Consider the following 15,748-nt stretch of genomic DNA (forward strand, 5'->3'; position numbering starts at 1 on the left):
GACACACATAGTGTCAATACATAGCATGAAGCGATCCGCCATCGACCGTTGAGGAGTCCCTTCGCATGCCCCGCTACACGCCGCCACTGCGCGACATCCGTTTCGTCCTGCATGAGCTGCTCGACGTCGGCGCCGCCCTGAAGTCGATGCCTCGCCACGCCGAACTCGATGCGCAGACCATCGACGCGGTACTGGAGGAGGGCGCGCGCTTCGCGCAGGAAGTCGTGGCCCCGCTCAACGCGGTCGGCGATCGCGAGGGCTGCCGGTACGACCCGGCCACGCGCGCCGTCTCGACGCCCAGCGGCTTTCGCGACGCCTACGCGAAGTACGTCGAGGGCGGCTGGCCGGCGCTGGCCTGCGATCCGGCGTTCGGCGGGCAGGGCCTGCCGATCGTGCTGAACCAGTGCTTCTTCGAGATGCTGAACTCGGCGAGCCAGGCCTGGACGATGTACCCGGGCCTCGCCCACGGCGCCTACGAGGCGCTGCACGCGCACGGCACGCCCGAGCAGCAGGCGATCTACCTGCCGCGCCTGGTCAGCGGCGAGTGGACCAGCACGATGTGCCTGACCGAGCCCCAGTGCGGCACCGACCTGGGTCTCGTGCGCACGCGCGCCGAGCCGCTCGGCGACGGCCGCTTCGCGGTCACCGGCCAGAAGATCTTCATCTCGGCCGGCGAGCACGACCTGGCGGACAACATCGTGCACCTCGTGCTCGCGCGCCTGCCCGAAGCGCCGGCGGGGACCAAGGGGCTGTCGCTGTTCCTGGTGCCCAAGTTCCTGCCCGAACCCGACGGGTCGCCGGGCGCGCGCAACGGCGTTTTCTGCGCCGGCATCGAGCACAAGATGGGCATCCACGGCATCTCGACGACGCAGCTCGTATTCGAAGGCGCGATCGGCACGCTGGTCGGCGAGCCGCACAAGGGCCTGCAGGCGATGTTCGTGATGATGAACGCCGCGCGGCTGAGCGTTGGCGGCCAGTCGCTCGGTCTGACCGAGGCGGCCTACCAGGGCGCGGTCGACTACGCGCGCGAGCGGCTGCAGACGCGCGCGCTGTCGGGACCCAAGCGCGCCGATCTGCCGGCCGATCCGATCATCGTGCACCCCGACGTGCGCAAGATGCTGCTGACCGCGCGCGCCTACGCCGAGGGCGGGCGCGCGCTGGCGACCTTTGCGGCGCTCGAGCTCGATCGCAGCTTGTCGCACGCCGATGCGTCGGACCGCACCGAGGCGGCCGAGCTGATTGCGCTGCTGACGCCGATCGTCAAGGCCTTCCTCACCGACAACGCCTGGATCGCGACCTCGCACTGCATGCAGGTGTTCGGCGGCCACGGCTACATCCGCGAGTGGGGCATGGAGCAGTACGTGCGCGATGCCCGCATCAACATGATCTACGAGGGCACGAACACCGTGCAGTCGCTGGACCTGCTGGGCCGCAAGGTGCTGGCCGACAACGGCGCCAAGCTCAAGAAGTTCGGCAAGCTGGTGGCCGCCTTCGTCGAGGAAGAAGGCGTCAACGAGGCGATGCAGGAGTTTGTGAACCCGCTCGCCGACCTGGGCGACAAGGTCACCAAGCTGACCACCGAGCTGGGCATGAAGGCCAACGGCTGCGCCGACGAGGTGGGCGCCGCGGCGGTCGACTACCTGCGCGTGTGCGGCCATCTCGTGTTCGCCTACTTCTGGGCCCGCATGGCCAAGATCGCGCTCGAGAAGCAGGGCTCGGGCGATGCGTTCTACACGGCCAAGCTCGCGACCGCGCGCTTCTACTTCGCCAAGCTGCTGCCCGAGACCGCGGGCCTGATCCGCAGCTGCCGCGCCGGCCTGCAGCCGCTGATGGCGATGGACGAAGCCTGGTTCTGAAGACGGCGTCGGGTTTCAGTTGAAACGCAGCGCGCTGCGGCCGCAATGAAGCCCACACCCGCCGCCGATCGAATCGAGACCCATGGGCTGGAAGGAATGCGACAGGCGGCTGACGCGAGCCGTCGCCGGTGACGGCGCGCTGCGTCACGGCGCGGCGCGTGAGCGGCCGCCTTCATCGAGGTTCTTGAAGAAAGGCGACGGCGCTGCAACCAATCTCGTGCGGCATCGCACGAGCGCAGCGGCCGCCAGAGAGTGCTCGACGAGGGGCATGCATGTTGCACCCGCGGCCCCCATCGTCCTCACGTCCCGATCCCATGAACGAACCGGTCCTTTGCCGTACGCGCCGCCTGTGTGCGCTGTCGATCGCGATGCTGTGCGTCGCGGTGCTGTCCGCCTGCGGCGGCGGCTCGGGCGGCAGCGCGTCGTCGTCGACGCCGCCGCCCCCGGCACCCAGCCCGGAGCCGCCGCCGCCGCCGCCGGCACCGCCGCCGAGCACCTCGGGTGCGCCGGTGGCGGTGAACTGCGTCCACACCGGCAGCGGCACCGACTACCGCGTCGGTCCGGGCCAGAGCTACGCCTCGATCGGCGCGGTGCCATGGGAGAGCCTGCAGCCCGGCGACACCGTGCGCATCTTCCATCGCAGCGAGCCCTACCGCGAGAAGATGCTGATCGCGCGCAGCGGCACCGAGGCGCAGCCGATCCGCGTGTGCGGCGTACCGGGGCCGCAGGGCCAGCTGCCGGTGCTGTCGGCCGCCGGCGCGACGACCCGCCCGCAGCTCGCGGCGCTGTTCGGCGACTACCACCCCGACTGGGGCATGGAGCAGACCGGCATCGTCGTGATCTGGGCGCCCAGCTATGAAGGCATGGTGCAGCACGTGCACGTCGAGGGCCTGCAGTTCCAGGACGTCATGCATGCGCCCTACCGGCCGCAGGACATGAACAGCTTCGTCGACGCGCGCGGCACGACCCGCACCTACAACAACGGCGGCGCGGGCATCCGCATCCAGCGCGCGCGCAACCTCGTGTTCCGCGGCAATGCCTTCATGTTCAACCCGGTGGGCATGTACATCATCAGCCAGGCCTACGCGGAGAACTTCATGGTCCGCAACGTGCTGGTCGAAGGCAACTACTTCGCCCACAACGGCCTGCTGGACGATTACAACAAGCACCAGGCCTACCTGCAGGGCACCAACTTCACCATCCAGTACAACTACTTCGGCCAGCTCACGCCGGGCGCGCAGGCCAACAACCTGAAGATGCGCACGGCCGGCGACGTGGTGCGCTACAACTACTTCGAGAACGGCGCGCGCAGCCTCGACATGATCGACGTCGAGGACTTCACCGAGCTGCTGATGCCCTGGCAGTACGCGCGCTTCAAGGCCGAGAACGGCACCGGCACCACGCACGATGCCTCGCAGGCCGCCGACTGGGCCGCCTACCAGCGCAGCTACGTGTACGGCAACCTCTTCCACCTGCACGGCGGCGAGGCGTGGCCGAATCCGATCCACTACGGCTACGACAACAGCCCGCTCGACCGCCGGCCCGGCACGCTCTGGTTCTACTTCAACACCCTCGTCTACCAGACCGACCGCGCAGAGCAGGCCACGATGCGCCTGTTCGACTGCTGCTCCGACTTCACCGAGAGCTTCTACGGCAGCGACGCCTACCTCTCGAACGGCAGCTGGTACTACCGCCACGGCGGCAGCGAGTGGGGCCTGATCCACCCGCACGCGGCGTCGAGCTGGCCGGTCATGCAGGCGCACAACAACGCGATCTACTTGACCTCGGCCACGCCTGGCGCGGCGCCGTCGGCGTGGGAGTTCACGCGCTGGAAGGCCGACCAGCTGGTGCTGGGCCGCAACTGGATCTCCTCGCACTGGAACACCGCGGTGCCGGCCACCGGCAACACCGCGACGCCGGGCTTCGGCATCGCATCGATCCCGGACTCGGTGGTCTATCCGGGCGGCAACGCGAGCCATCACGTCACGGGCACGCAGAACCTGCTGACCGGCTCCGGCGCGCCGATCGACGTGACGACCTTCCGCCCGACCGCCGACAGTCCGCTCAAGCTGCAGGCGCAGGCGCTGCCCGCCGGCATTCCGATGTCGATGTGGCCGACGCACCAGGTGCGCCTCGTGCCGGGGCAGCCCGGCAAGCTGGAGGTCACGCCGCGCGCCGCGCTGACGACGCTGGGAGCGAGCGAATGAGCGCGCGTCTCTTGCAGGTCGCGCTGCTGATGAGCGCGCTGGTGGCAGGCTGCGGTGGCGGGAGCGGCGGCGGAAGCGGTGGCAGCGATGCCGGCTCGCCGCCGCCGGCTCCCGCGCCATCACCGGAGCCTCCACCGCCACCGCCTCCACCACCACCGCCGCCTTCGCCACCGCCGCCTCCGGCGCCCGGCGCCTGGTCCACCGCGGTCGTCGGCGGCGGGGGCGCCGCGCTCTACGGCTGCGACACCGGCGCGCCGTTCGAGGGCTTCTCGACCTACCGCTACGTGCGCGCCGGCGCCACCGGCGGCAACGGCTCTCGCGCGCAGCCCTTCGGCAGCGTGCAGGCGGCCTATGCCTCGGTGGGCTCGGGCCAGAAGGCCACGATCTGCGTCGAGGAGGGCAGCTACACGGAGAACGTCGGCGCCGAGCCCGACGACATGGCGCGCGGCTATCGCCTCGTCGGCGCCTTCGCCGCCGGCAGCGGCTTCACGCAGCGCAACCTTGCCGGGACGCTCTCGCGCATCGCGGCCGCGAACGCGTCGCAGGCGGTGCTGCGGTTCGGCAACCACGGCGAGATCGTCGTCGACGGCTTCGATCTCTCGGGCGGCCTGCGCGGGCTCTACGTCAACGGCTACGCAGCCAACCGCAAGCTGGTCGTGCGCAACAACGTCGTCCACCACAACGGCGTGGTCGTCAACAGCGGCGCCGACCTGCCGTCCGGCGCGAGCGAGAACAGCATCGGCGGCGTGGTGGTCAGCGGCAGCGACGTGCTGGTCGAGTACAACGAGATCCACTCGAACGACGGCGCGCACAACGGCGCCGGCCTGAACATCGGCGGCGCGGCCAGCAGCGAGTCGAACCGGCTCGACAACGGCGCGCTGTCGATCGGCAGCGCGCTCGCGCGCGTTCGCTACAACCGCATCCACCACAACACGCTGCGCTACGACACGCCGCACGGCGCGGGCGTCACGCTCAACATGAACGCGCGCGTCGAGCGCAACCTCGTGTGGGCGAACCAGGCGCTGAAGTGGAACGCGGGCGGCGGCGACGGCGTCGGCGGCGGGCTGATCGCGCAGTCGCCGAACGCCACGGTGACGCTGGCCGACAACTGGTTCGAGGGCAACCGCGCGCTCAAGGCCGGCGCCGGCTTCTTCTTCGACGAGGCCAGCATCGCCACGGCCTACAACAACGTGGTGGTCAACAACGACGGCGACAGCGCGATCTGCGTCGACGGCCGCGCCGGCGGCAACGCGGCCACCGACCGCAGCTGGCTGACCCTGGTGCACAACACCGTCGCGCTCAATGCCGGCGCGGGCGTGATGGTGCAAGACAGCACGCTGCACGCCTTCGACAACCTGTTCTGGCACAACGGCGCGGCCGCGGATCTCACGGCGTCGAACGGCGGAGCCCAGGCCGAGGCGCTCGTCGCCGACCGCAACGCGATGAAGGGCAGCTACGGCGGCTTGCCCGGCTTTGCGGTGACGGGCGCCGTGAGCCTCGAAGCGGCACTGCCGTTCACCGCCTCGGCGCTGATGCCGTTCGGCCAGCTCAGCGTCGCCAGCGTGGACCTGCGGCCCACGGCCGCGGTCGGCAGCGACACGCTTTGGAACTTCACGCCCGCCTTTTCCCATACCGGTGCCTTGACCCAGGCGCCGGCCTTCGATGCCGATGCGCAGGCGCGACCCGCCGGCGGACCGGTGCAGTACGGCGCCTACCAGCGACCTTGACGAGCCCCGAGCCTGAACGACGTGAACGACACGAGAGACAAGCTGGCCGAGCGGAAGCTCGAAACGAGGCCGGCCGGCGCGAAGAGCGCGACGAGACGCGATCCCCTGGCGCTGGCGCTGCGCCAGGCGATCGAAACCGACCGATTGACGGTGGCCTACCAGCCCGAGGTCAGCGAAGCCGGCGACCTGCTCGGCTTCGAGGCGCTGGCGCGCTGGCACTGGGCGGGCGTCGGCAACGTGCCGCCGTCGGTCTTCGTGCCGATCGCTCAGCGCAACGGCCTGATGCGCGCGCTCACCGTGCGCGTCATCGAGCAGGCGCTGGGCCAGCTGGCGGCGTGGCAGCGCGCCGGGCTGGCGGCGCCGCGCGTGTCGATCAACGTGGCGCCGTGCGATCTGGAGAGCGACGACTTCGTCGTCATGCTGATGTCGGCGCTGCGCCGCCATCGCGTCGAGGCGCGCCACATCGTGCTGGAGATCACCGAGAAGATGCCGTTCGCGCGCCACGCGCGGGCGCGCCAGGTGCTCGAGAGCCTGCGCCGCGCCGGCGTGTGCATCGCGCTCGACGACTTCGGCACCGGCTACTCGGCGCTGGCGATGCTCACCGAGCTGCCGCTCGACACGCTCAAGATCGACCGCGGCTTCCTCGCCGGCGTGCCCGGCGATGCGCGGCGCGAGCAGTTGATGCACGCGGTGATCGAACTGGGCCGCGCGATCGGGCTGCGCGTCGTGGTCGAGGGCGTGGAGCTTGCGGCGCAGTTCGCCTGGCTGGCCGGACGCGGCATCGACGGCTTCCAGGGCCACCTGTTCCACGTGCCGGCCACAGGCGAGCACTGGAGCGCGGTGCTGCGCGAGGAGCGCATGCGCCCGCGCGGCTGGGAAGCCACCGCGCCGCTGCCGCTGGGCTGAGGCCGCGCTTTCGCGCCTTTCGTTTTCTCGTGAAGTTGCATGTCTTGCCGCCGTCGGCGGCGCTGGCCGAGCACGTGCTGTTCTACGTCGCGCGCCGCCGCGAGCGTGCCGACGGCGTGGCGACCGGCGACGCGCCGCCGTGGGTGGCGCGCTTTCCGGCGCACATGTACTCGGCGCTGACCATCGTGCATCGCGGCGAGCTGAGCCATTCGCTCACGCGGCGCAGGTTGCCGGCGACCTCGCTGTCGGGGGCGATGTCGGTCGCGACGCTGTGCGAGTACGCGCAGGCACCCGAGACCACGGTGGTCGTGTTCAAGCCCGGGCGCCTGGCCGATTTCTGCCGCCTGCCCGCCTCGGAGCTGAGCGACCGCTGGGTCGACACCAATGCGGTGTTCTCGCTGGCCGAGCAGATGGAGATCGACGACCGCATGGCCGCGCAGCCCACGCTGGCGCGCCAGATCATGGTGCTCGAGCAGCTGCTCGAACGGCGCTTCGCGGCCGGCGCCGACGGCGAGGCCGCGCGCCTGGCGCGCGCGGTGCGCGAGGGCGCGTGGCGCATCGCACGCATGCGCGTGAGCGAACTGGCCGACGCCTTCGGCTGGACGCCGCGGCGGCTCGAGCGGCGTTTCCAGTCGACCTTCGGCGTCACGCCCAAGATGCTGGTGCGCCTGGCGCGCTTGCAGCTCGCGCTCGCGCTGCTGCAGCGCGCGAGCCTGGCGGGCCACGGTCATGGCAACGGCAACGGCAATGGCAACGGCGGCGGCGCGATCGCCGCCGTCGCGGCGCAGGCGGGCTTTGCCGACCCGTCGCACCTGGCGCGCGAGGTGAGGGCGCTGGCCGGCCTGGCGCCTTCGCAGCTGGCGCAGGCGCTCGCGCGACCGGACGGCGCGGCCAACTGGGCCTTCTCGGTACCGCAGGACAGCCTGCTGCCGCTGGCGCTGGACGGAGCTCCCACGCTCACTGCGTTCGCTGCCCCCGCAGGGGCTGGCCGTCCTAGGTTTTAGGAGGTTGTTTCCTCTGCCTTCGTGGCGCACTTCTTTGCTTTGCGAGGGCTGGTGCGTGGGACAGGCTGCGCGCGGCGGGCCGTCGTGGGCTTAGCGGAGGCGGTCGGCGCGTGGCGCCGACTGCCGAACCTGAGCGCACCCGCCGGCCTGCCCGCTGCCTTGCGGCTGACGCAAACCCAACCGCGAAACAACCTGTTGAACGTTCACATCTTGGGGCGGCCCTGCGGCCGGCCGCCTTCAGCCGCCCTTGCCGCCGCGCGGCGCCCGGCTTTGCTCGTTGTTCAGGTGCACGAACTTGCGCAGCAGGCGCATGAACTCGTCGCGCTCGGAGGGCGTGAGGCTCGCCATCATCGCGTCGCACATGCGGTGCACGCCGGGCACCAGCTCGGCCAGCAGCTGCTCGCCGGCCGGCGTCAGCAGCAGCCGGCGCTGGCGCCGGGGCAGCAGCTCGCGAACGATCAGACCCTTGGCCTCGAGGCGCGCGGCCGTTTCGGCGGTGGTCGAGTTGTCCAGCGCGATCTCCTGCGCGAGCGTGACCTGGTCGAGCCCCGGCTTCTCCTGCAGCGTGCGCAGGATCGCGTACTGGATCGGCGTCGCGCCCGTGCCGACGATGTCGACGAACATCGAGACGGCGATCTGGTGCGCGCGGCGGATCAGGTGCCCCGGCTGATCGTGGAGATCGATCGACAGCGGATCGGCGGACGGCTTGGGCATGAGCGGGGGCGAGGGCGAACGCGTCGAGGAAACGCCGGGTGATTCTCGGCCAGGCGCGGCGTGGCGCCGGCGCGCGCGAGCGGGCGTGGCGGGGCTGCGGCTCAGGGGATGTCCGGAGGTCGGGTGGCTTGAACTTCGTCCCATCTTACGTACACTGAACGTCATTCAGTATACGTAATCAAAAGACACCGGAGACCCTGATGTTTGCAAAGAACACCTGGTACGTGGCCGCCCGGTCCGAGGAGCTCGACGGCGGCAAGCCGCTCGGGCGCAAGGTCTGCAACGAGGCCATCGTCTTCTATCGCCAGGCCGACGGCACACCCGCGGCGGTGGAGGACTTCTGCCCGCACCGCGGCGCGCCGCTGTCGCTGGGCTTCGTGCATGAAGGCCGGCTCGTGTGCGGCTACCACGGCCTCGAGATGGGCTGCGACGGCCAGGTCGTCGCGATGCCGGGCCAGCGCGTGCGGGGCTTTCCGTGCATCAGGAGCTACGCGGTCGCCGAGCGGCACGGCTTCGTCTGGGTCTGGCCGGGCGACAAGGCTCGCGCCGATGCCTCGCTGATCCCGAGCTTCCACTGGGCCGGCAATGCCGAGTGGGCCTACGGCGGCGGCTACTACCACGTGAAGGCCGACTACCGGCTGATGATCGACAACCTGATGGACCTCACGCACGAGACCTACGTGCACGCCAACTCCATCGGCCAGAAGGAGATCGACGAGACGCCTTGCACGACCAAGGTCGACGGCGATCACGTCGTCACCAGCCGCTTCATGCACGGCATCGAGGCGCCGCCGTTCTGGAAGCTCGCGCTGCGCGGCCACGGCCTGCCCGACGACGGCCCGGTGGACCGCTGGCAGATCTGCCACTTCACGCCGCCCACGCACGTGATGATCGAAGTCGGCGTCGCGCTGCAGGGCCACGGCGGCTACGACGCGAGCGCCGACAAGAAGGTCTCGGCGGTCGTGGTCGACTTCATCACGCCCGAGACCGAGACCTCGCACCACTACTTCTGGGGCATGGCGCGCCACTTCCAGCCGCACGACGCCGCGCTGACGCAGGCGATCCGCGAGGGCCAGGGCCGCATCTTCGGCGAGGACATGGAGATGCTCGAGCGCCAGCAGGCCAACCTGAGCGCCTGGCCCGAGCGCAAGCTGCTGGCGCTCAACATCGATGCGGGCGGCGTGCAGTCGCGGCGCGTCATCGAGCGGCTGCTGGCGGCCGAGGCGAGCACGCACACGACCGCGCCATGAGCACCACGGCAACGCTGCGCGTGCGCGTCGCGCGCAAGGCCCTCGAGGCCGAGGACATCTGCAGCCTCGAGCTGGTGGCCGCGGACGGCGGCGCGCTGCCGCCGTTCACGGCAGGCGCGCACATCGACGTCCACCTGCCGGGCGGGCTCGTGCGCCAGTACTCGCTGTGCAACGACCCGCGCGAGTCGCAGCGCTACCGGATCGCGGTCCTGCGCGAGGCCGCCTCGCGGGGCGGCTCGCAGGCGGTGCACGACGCGCTGCGAGAAGGCGACGTGCTCACGATCGGCGCGCCGCGCAATCACTTCGAGCTCAGCGGCGAGGGCGAACGCGCGCTGCTGCTGGCCGGCGGCATCGGCATCACGCCCATCCTGTGCATGGCCGAGCGGCTCGCGGCGACCGGCACGCCGTTCGAGCTGCACTACGCGACGCGCTCGCGTGCGCGCACGGCGTTTCTCGATCGCATCGGCAGTGCCGCCTTCGCGTCGCAGGTGCGCTTTCACTTCGACGACGGTCCCGCCGCGCAGCGGCTCGACCTGGCCGCCGTGCTGGCTCAGCCGCGCGCGGGCACGCATCTCTACGTCTGCGGTCCCAAGGGTTTCATCGACGCCGTGCTCGCCACCGCGCGCGCCGCCGGCTGGCGCGAGCCGCAGCTGCACTGGGAGTTCTTCGCCGGCGCGGAGGTCGCGGCGCGCGACGGCGACGCCGCGTTCGAGGTCGAGCTCGCGAGCTCGGGCCGCGTGATCGCGGTGCCTGCCGGGCTGAGCGTCGTGCAGGCGCTGGCGCAAGCCGGCGTCGAGGTGATGGTGTCGTGCGAGCAGGGCGTGTGCGGCACCTGCCTCACGCGCGTGCTGCAAGGCGAAGTGGAGCACCGCGACAGCTACCTCACGCCCGACGAGCAGGCGGCCCACGACCAGTTCACGCCGTGCTGTTCGCGCGCGAGGTCGGCGCGGCTGGTGCTCGACCTTTGAGCGAGCGCTACGACGGCTCGTCGGCCGGCAGCAGCCGGTCGATCTCGCCGAGCGCGGCGCGCAGCTCGGCGATCAGGCGAATGCGGTGCAGCTCGACGGCGGCGCGGTCGCCGCTGTCCATTGCCGCGTGCAGGGCCTGCGCCGCGGCCTGCAGCGATTTCGCGCCGATGTTGCCGGCCAGGCCCTTGAGGTCGTGCAGCCGCTGCAGCAGCTCGTCGAACGACGCGCCCACGGACTCCCCGCCCAGCCTGGCTTCGAGGTCGGCCTGCGTCTGCCGGAAGCCGCGCAGGATGCGGTGATAGAGCTCGGCGTTGCCGATGCAGCGGGCCAGGCCGTCGGCGGTGTCGATCGCGACGCGCACGGCCTTCGGCGACCAGATGTCGGCCGGCTTCACGGGCTCGCCGTGCCGCGGCGGCGCGGCACGTGTGCCGGTCCATTCGGCCAGCGTGCGCAGCATCGCATCGACGTCCAGCGGCTTGGCGATGTGCGCGTTCATGCCGCTGTCGAGCGCGCGTTCGCGGTCGGAGGCGAGCGCGCTGGCGGTCATCGCGATCACCGGCAGGTCGCGCCAGGCCGGGTTCTCGCGCAGCTTGCGTGTCGCGGTGTAGCCGTCCATCACCGGCATCTGGCAGTCCATCAGCACGGCATCGAAGGGGGCTTCCTCGGCCAGGCGCTGCAGCGCCTCCTCGCCGTTGCCGGCGACCTCCACGCTCATGCCGGCGCGGCGCAGCAGCTCGAGCGCCAGCTGCTGGTTCACCGGGTGGTCCTCGACGAGCAGGATGCGCGCGCCGGCGAGCCGCTCGCGCAGCTCGCCGCCGAGCGTCGCGATGGGCGGCGCCGCCGGCCGCGGCGCCGCGGTGCCGGTGCCGGCCTGCATCAGGCAGTCGCACAGGCTCGAGGGCGTGACCGGCTTTTGCAGCACGCCGGCCAGATCGAGCCCGGCGCCGGCGCGCAGCGCATCGTCGCGCGAGAAGGCCGTGACGAGCAGGATGCAGGCGCGCGACTGCGGATGGCGTTCGACGATGCGGCGCGCGCAGGCCACGCCGTCCATGCCGGGCATCTTCCAGTCGAGCACGATCCAGCTGTAGGCCTGCGGCGCGGCGTCGACGCGCTGCAGCGCCTGGGCACCGCTGGCCGCGCGGTCGACCGTGATGCCCAGGCCTTCGAGCATGCGGCCCAGCACCTCCAGCGCGGCCGCGTTGTCGTCGACGAGCAGCGCGCGCCGTCCGCGCAGCTGCGCGGCCTGCAGGCCGCGCGGCGCCGCGGCGCGCGACGCGCTGCGCCCGAAGCGGGCCGTGAAATGGAAGGTCGAGCCGCGGCCGGGCTCGCTGTGCGCCCACAGGCGCCCGCCCATCTTCTCGACCAGCTGGCTGGCGATCGACAGGCCCAGGCCGGTGCCGCCGAAGCGGCGCGTCGTCGAGGTGTCGGCCTGCATGAAGGGCTGGAAGGCGCGCGCCAGCTGATCGGCCGTCATGCCCACGCCGGTGTCGCGCACCCAGCCGTGCAGCTCGACGCTGTGCGCATCCTGCGACGCGAGCTCCATGCCGACCGTTACCTCGCCGGCGTCGGTGAACTTGATCGCATTGCTGCCCAGGTTGACCAGCACCTGGCGCAGGCGCACCGGATCGCCGATGAGCCGCGCGGGCAGGTCGGGCGCGGCGCTGAACAGCAGCTCCAGCCCTTTCTCGTCGGCCTTCAGGCCGAGCACGTCGGCCATTTCGGAGACCACGGTCTCGAGTTCGAAGTCGATGCGCTCGAGCTCCAGGTGGCCCGCCTCGATCTTGGAGATGTCGAGAATGTCGTTGAGGATCTGCAGCAGGTTGCGCGCGGCGCTGTGCGCCTTTTCCACGTAGTCGCGCTGGCGCGGCGGCAGGCCGTCCTCGAGCGCGAGGTGCGTCATGCCGATGATCGCGTTCATCGGCGTGCGCAGCTCGTGCGACATGTTGGCGAGGAAGTTGGACTTGGTCAGGCTCGCCGCCTCGGCCGCATGGCGCGCCTGCTCGCGCGCCGCCTCGGTCTGCTTGCGCGCGGTCACGTCCTCGATCACCGCGCAGAACTCGGGCTCGTCCTTCCAGTCGAGCGCGATGATGTGGACGAGCGCCTCGAACGGCGTGCCGTCGAGGCGGCAAAAGCTCCATTCGACGCTTTGCACGCGCTCGCGCGAGTCGATGTGCCGGCGCATCAGCGCGTCGATGCGCTCGTGGCTCGCCTGGCCGTCGGGCTGGACTCGCGGCGACAGCGGCAGATGCCAGGCCACCAGGCCGGCCAGCGACGAGCGCTCGTCGGCGCCGAACAGCTTCACCGCTGCGGAGTTGCAGTGCGTGATGCCGCGCCGCCGGTCGAACAGCAGGTAGCCGTTGGGCGCGTGCTCGAACACCGCCTCGAAGCGTGCCTGCGCTTCCAGGCGGGCCGACTGCAGCTGCTCGTTGGCGGCGGTGAGCGAGCTTTCGACGCGGCGGCTGCGGCGCTGCATGCGCGCGTCGAGCACCGAGGTGAACAGCGTCAGCGCCAGCATGATCGACGCGGCCAGCGTGACCAGCTGGCCGAGGCCCGGGCCGCCCAGCGCATCGGCGCTGCGGCACACGGCGCCGGCCGGAAAGTTCGCGGCGGCCATGCCGGTGTAGTGCATGCCGCTGATCGCCAGCCCCATGACGAGCGCCGCGGCGAGCTGGTAGACGAAGCTGCGGCCGTCGCCGACCGCGCGCAGCCAGAAGAAGATGCTCAGCGCCGCCGCCGAGGCCGCCACGGCGATCAGCGCCGAGGCGGCGATCAGCAGCGGGTTCCAGTCGATCGGGGGCGCCATGTCGAGCGCCGCCATGCCGATGTAATGCATCGCGCAGATCGCCCCGCCCATCGCGAGCGAGCCGCCGGCCAGGCGTTGCAGGCTCAGCGCGCCGCCGCTGGCCACGCGCAGCGCGATGGCCGACGCGGCGATCGCCGCCAGCCACGACAGCAGCGTCGCCAGCTTGGTGTAGCCGAGCTCGATCGGCAGCGAGAACGCCAGCATGCCGACGAAGTGCATGGCCCAGATGCCGGTGCCCATCGCGACCGAGCCGCCCAGCCACCAGCCGAGCGCCTCGCCACGATCGGTCGCGCGCACTCGCTTGGCGAGATCCAGCGTCACGTAGGACGCGAAGCTCGCGATCAGGATGGAGGCCGCAACCCCCCAGGGGTTGTAGCTCGAGCTCAGGTAGTCCAAGTACCTCCCCGTGGCCAACCTGCAGCATGGGATCGCCGTTCGTTGCGGATCGTCGTCCGCGAGAACCGTCCGGCAGCCTGGCGCCGACCCTACGCTGGAGTCCGGCGGCTGTCCAGACGAGGCATTCCTCCAACCAGTGGAATCGTGACGACCCGGCGCCCACGGCAGCCGGTGTCGGGCTGACCGACATCCAAGCGAACCGAACCCGGCAGGGTCGGTGAACGGCCTAGGGCGTGGGCCCGATCGCGGCGCGAAGGGCCGCGCGCTAGCCTTGTGCCATGGACGCGCATGGACCCGCCGTGGCGATCGAGCCGCTCGGGCGCGAGCATCTCGATGCGATGGTGGCCTTCGTGCGGGCCAACCGGCGCGCGTTCGAGCAGTTCAACGAGCCGCTGCCCGCTGCCTGCTACGGCCACCAGCGCCTGCGCGCGATGCTCGCGGCGTGCGTCGACGAGGTGCGCGCGGGCACGACGTGCTGCCTGGTGGCCCGCAAGCTGTGCGGCCGCGCCATCGTCGGGCGCGCGGTGATGAAGGCGTGGCAGACCGAGCCGGCGAGCGCGACGATCGCCTTCCAGACCGACCGCCTGCATCTGGGCGCCGGGGTCGCGTCGGCGCTGGTGGGCGCGCTGATCGACGTGGCCGAGCGCTCGGGCGTTGGCCACCTCGACGCCATCGCGACCGAGGACAACCACGCCTCGCTGCACATCCTCGAGAAGCACGGCTTCCGGCGGCTGGACGAGCCCGTGCGGATGCGGCTGCGGCGCGGCGTGGTGGACTGCGTCGCGCTGAGGCTGAGCACCGACGCTCAGCCGGCCCGCTTCTTCACCGCGACCGCGTAGCTGCCGATCCCGCCCGGCTGCTTGTGCCTGACCGTCAGCCAGTGCTCGCCGGGCAGCAGCTTGCGCACGATGCGCGCGTTGCGGCCGCGGCCGCGGTCGTCGTCGAACGCGAGTACGGCGCCGGGGTCGTTCGGCCCGTGCAGCGTGAGCAAGGTGTCGGTCGGGCCTTCGGTGGTCATGATGTAGGTCGCCGCCTGCGGCACGACGAAGCGGTAGGTGTCGACCTCGCCCGCGCCGGCCAGGTCGGCCTGCAGCGGCGCGGCGCCCACCGTCAGCTCGGTGACCGCCGGCCGGTCCCTCGGGTATTGCCGGCGCGCGTAGTCGATGTCGATCGGCGACAGCTCGGTGTTCCAGCCGATCGCGAAGCTGCCCACGGTCAGGGCATCGGGCACCGCGTACTGCATGATCGAAGTCGGGTCGAACGCGCTGTGGTTGGTGCTGTCCTCGGCGTAGACCTCGAAGATGTTGAAGTCGACGTCCGCCTGGCTCCAGCCCTGCTGGGCGTAGTAGGCATAGACCTTGGGCTTGTCCCAGGGGATCTGCCCCTGCGCCGCCGGGTTCTGGTGCTCGTGGATCATGCCCAGCGCATGGCCGAACTCGTGGCGCACGACGCGCTGGTACTCGCGCAGCGAGGTGTCGGCCTCGAGCCAGCCGTAGTTCATCGTCGGCTCGGCGGCCGGCACGACGAGCGCGTCGGTGCCCATCGTCGACCACGAGAAGCCCTTCTCGGCGAAGCTGATGCGGATCTCGGCCGCACCGTCGCTGACGAACTCGAGCTTCAGGTTGGCGTGGTCCTGCCACTCCTTGGCGATGGCCTCCACCTTGGCCTTCACGGCCGCCTCGCCGTCGAGGAAGCGACAGCGCAGGCGCCGGCCGTTCTCCCACAGCTTGAGGATCTCGAATGCGGCACGCGCGCGCCGCGGGCCCATCGTCGGGCCGCGCAGCACGGTGACGCGGGTGTTGTCCACGCGCTCGTGCACCGCCACGGCGTCCGGTGCGTCGAGCGGCCCCGAGCGCAGCCCCGTCAGCCCGGGCACGAACGGCGAGCAGATCTTGCAGGTGGTGGTCATGTCGTCCT

General features: G+C 71.2%; 11 protein-coding genes. 8 read left to right on the forward strand and 3 right to left on the reverse strand.

Annotated elements, in window-relative coordinates:
* Positions 1–65: 65 nt before the first annotated feature.
* From ACO2TI_RS15710 to ACO2TI_RS15730, 5 genes are all read left to right on the forward strand, one after another.
* A complete protein-coding gene (locus ACO2TI_RS15710; RefSeq protein ID WP_423285743.1) occupies positions 66–1,856 on the forward strand; it encodes an acyl-CoA dehydrogenase C-terminal domain-containing protein in 1,791 nt (596 codons plus the stop codon).
* Between the two features lie 314 nt (positions 1,857–2,170).
* Positions 2,171–4,063, forward strand: coding sequence for a hypothetical protein (locus ACO2TI_RS15715; RefSeq protein ID WP_423285745.1), 1,893 nt, complete (start codon positions 2,171–2,173; stop codon positions 4,061–4,063).
* Complete coding sequence (locus ACO2TI_RS15720) at positions 4,060–5,790, forward strand: right-handed parallel beta-helix repeat-containing protein (RefSeq protein ID WP_423285747.1); 1,731 nt, start codon at positions 4,060–4,062, stop codon at positions 5,788–5,790. The genes ACO2TI_RS15715 and ACO2TI_RS15720 overlap by 4 nt, the downstream gene beginning before the upstream one ends.
* 21 nt (positions 5,791–5,811) lie before the next feature.
* Entirely contained in the window at positions 5,812–6,696 is an 885-nt protein-coding gene (locus tag ACO2TI_RS15725; RefSeq protein ID WP_423285748.1) for an EAL domain-containing protein, read from the forward strand.
* A 29-nt stretch (positions 6,697–6,725) separates the two neighbouring features.
* Positions 6,726–7,700, forward strand: a complete 975-nt coding sequence (locus tag ACO2TI_RS15730) for a hypothetical protein (protein ID WP_423285750.1) — start codon at positions 6,726–6,728, stop codon at positions 7,698–7,700.
* Between the two features lie 237 nt (positions 7,701–7,937).
* Here ACO2TI_RS15730 and ACO2TI_RS15735 read toward each other — a convergent pair whose 3' ends face one another.
* Complete coding sequence (locus tag ACO2TI_RS15735; RefSeq protein ID WP_423285752.1) at positions 7,938–8,414, reverse strand: MarR family winged helix-turn-helix transcriptional regulator; 477 nt, start codon at positions 8,412–8,414, stop codon at positions 7,938–7,940.
* A gap of 200 nt (positions 8,415–8,614) precedes the next feature.
* Between ACO2TI_RS15735 and ACO2TI_RS15740 the strand changes: the two genes are divergently transcribed.
* Together ACO2TI_RS15740 and ACO2TI_RS15745 are read left to right on the forward strand one after the other, a co-directional pair.
* Complete coding sequence (locus tag ACO2TI_RS15740) at positions 8,615–9,664, forward strand: Rieske 2Fe-2S domain-containing protein (RefSeq protein ID WP_423285753.1); 1,050 nt, start codon at positions 8,615–8,617, stop codon at positions 9,662–9,664.
* Positions 9,661–10,632 (forward strand): PDR/VanB family oxidoreductase, encoded by a 972-nt coding sequence (locus ACO2TI_RS15745; RefSeq protein ID WP_423285755.1) that lies wholly within the window; start codon positions 9,661–9,663, stop codon positions 10,630–10,632. The genes ACO2TI_RS15740 and ACO2TI_RS15745 overlap by 4 nt, the downstream gene beginning before the upstream one ends.
* Positions 10,633–10,639: 7 nt before the next feature.
* On the opposite strand, the gene ACO2TI_RS15750 is transcribed toward ACO2TI_RS15745, so the two are convergent.
* Positions 10,640–13,831, reverse strand: coding sequence for a response regulator (locus ACO2TI_RS15750; RefSeq protein ID WP_423285757.1), 3,192 nt, complete (start codon positions 13,829–13,831; stop codon positions 10,640–10,642).
* A gap of 278 nt (positions 13,832–14,109) precedes the next feature.
* Between ACO2TI_RS15750 and ACO2TI_RS15755 the strand changes: the two genes are divergently transcribed.
* Positions 14,110–14,670 (forward strand): GNAT family N-acetyltransferase, encoded by a 561-nt coding sequence (locus ACO2TI_RS15755; protein WP_423285759.1) that lies wholly within the window; start codon positions 14,110–14,112, stop codon positions 14,668–14,670.
* Here the strand turns inward: ACO2TI_RS15755 and ACO2TI_RS15760 are convergent.
* Positions 14,637–15,740 carry a peptidase gene (locus ACO2TI_RS15760; RefSeq protein ID WP_423285761.1) on the reverse strand — a complete coding sequence of 368 codons (1,104 nt, stop codon included), beginning with the start codon at positions 15,738–15,740 and terminating at the stop codon, positions 14,637–14,639. The two genes, ACO2TI_RS15755 and ACO2TI_RS15760, sit on opposite strands and share 34 nt — an antisense overlap.
* Between the last annotated feature and the right edge of the window lie 8 nt (positions 15,741–15,748).

Origin of the sequence: Caldimonas sp. KR1-144, assembly GCF_049446155.1 — a bacterium.
Taxonomy (GTDB): domain Bacteria; phylum Pseudomonadota; class Gammaproteobacteria; order Burkholderiales; family Burkholderiaceae_C; genus Rivibacter.

Coding starts and splice junctions, on each gene's coding strand:
- ACO2TI_RS15710 (WP_423285743.1), top strand. CDS start 66: ATGCCCCGCTACACGCCGCCACTGCGCGACATCCGTTTCGTCCTGCAT.
- ACO2TI_RS15715 (WP_423285745.1), top strand. CDS start 2,171: ATGAACGAACCGGTCCTTTGCCGTACGCGCCGCCTGTGTGCGCTGTCG.
- ACO2TI_RS15720 (WP_423285747.1), top strand. CDS start 4,060: ATGAGCGCGCGTCTCTTGCAGGTCGCGCTGCTGATGAGCGCGCTGGTG.
- ACO2TI_RS15735 (WP_423285752.1), bottom strand. CDS start 8,414: ATGCCCAAGCCGTCCGCCGATCCGCTGTCGATCGATCTCCACGATCAG.
- ACO2TI_RS15740 (WP_423285753.1), top strand. CDS start 8,615: ATGTTTGCAAAGAACACCTGGTACGTGGCCGCCCGGTCCGAGGAGCTC.
- ACO2TI_RS15745 (WP_423285755.1), top strand. CDS start 9,661: ATGAGCACCACGGCAACGCTGCGCGTGCGCGTCGCGCGCAAGGCCCTC.
- ACO2TI_RS15755 (WP_423285759.1), top strand. CDS start 14,110: ATGGACGCGCATGGACCCGCCGTGGCGATCGAGCCGCTCGGGCGCGAG.
- ACO2TI_RS15760 (WP_423285761.1), bottom strand. CDS start 15,740: ATGACCACCACCTGCAAGATCTGCTCGCCGTTCGTGCCCGGGCTGACG.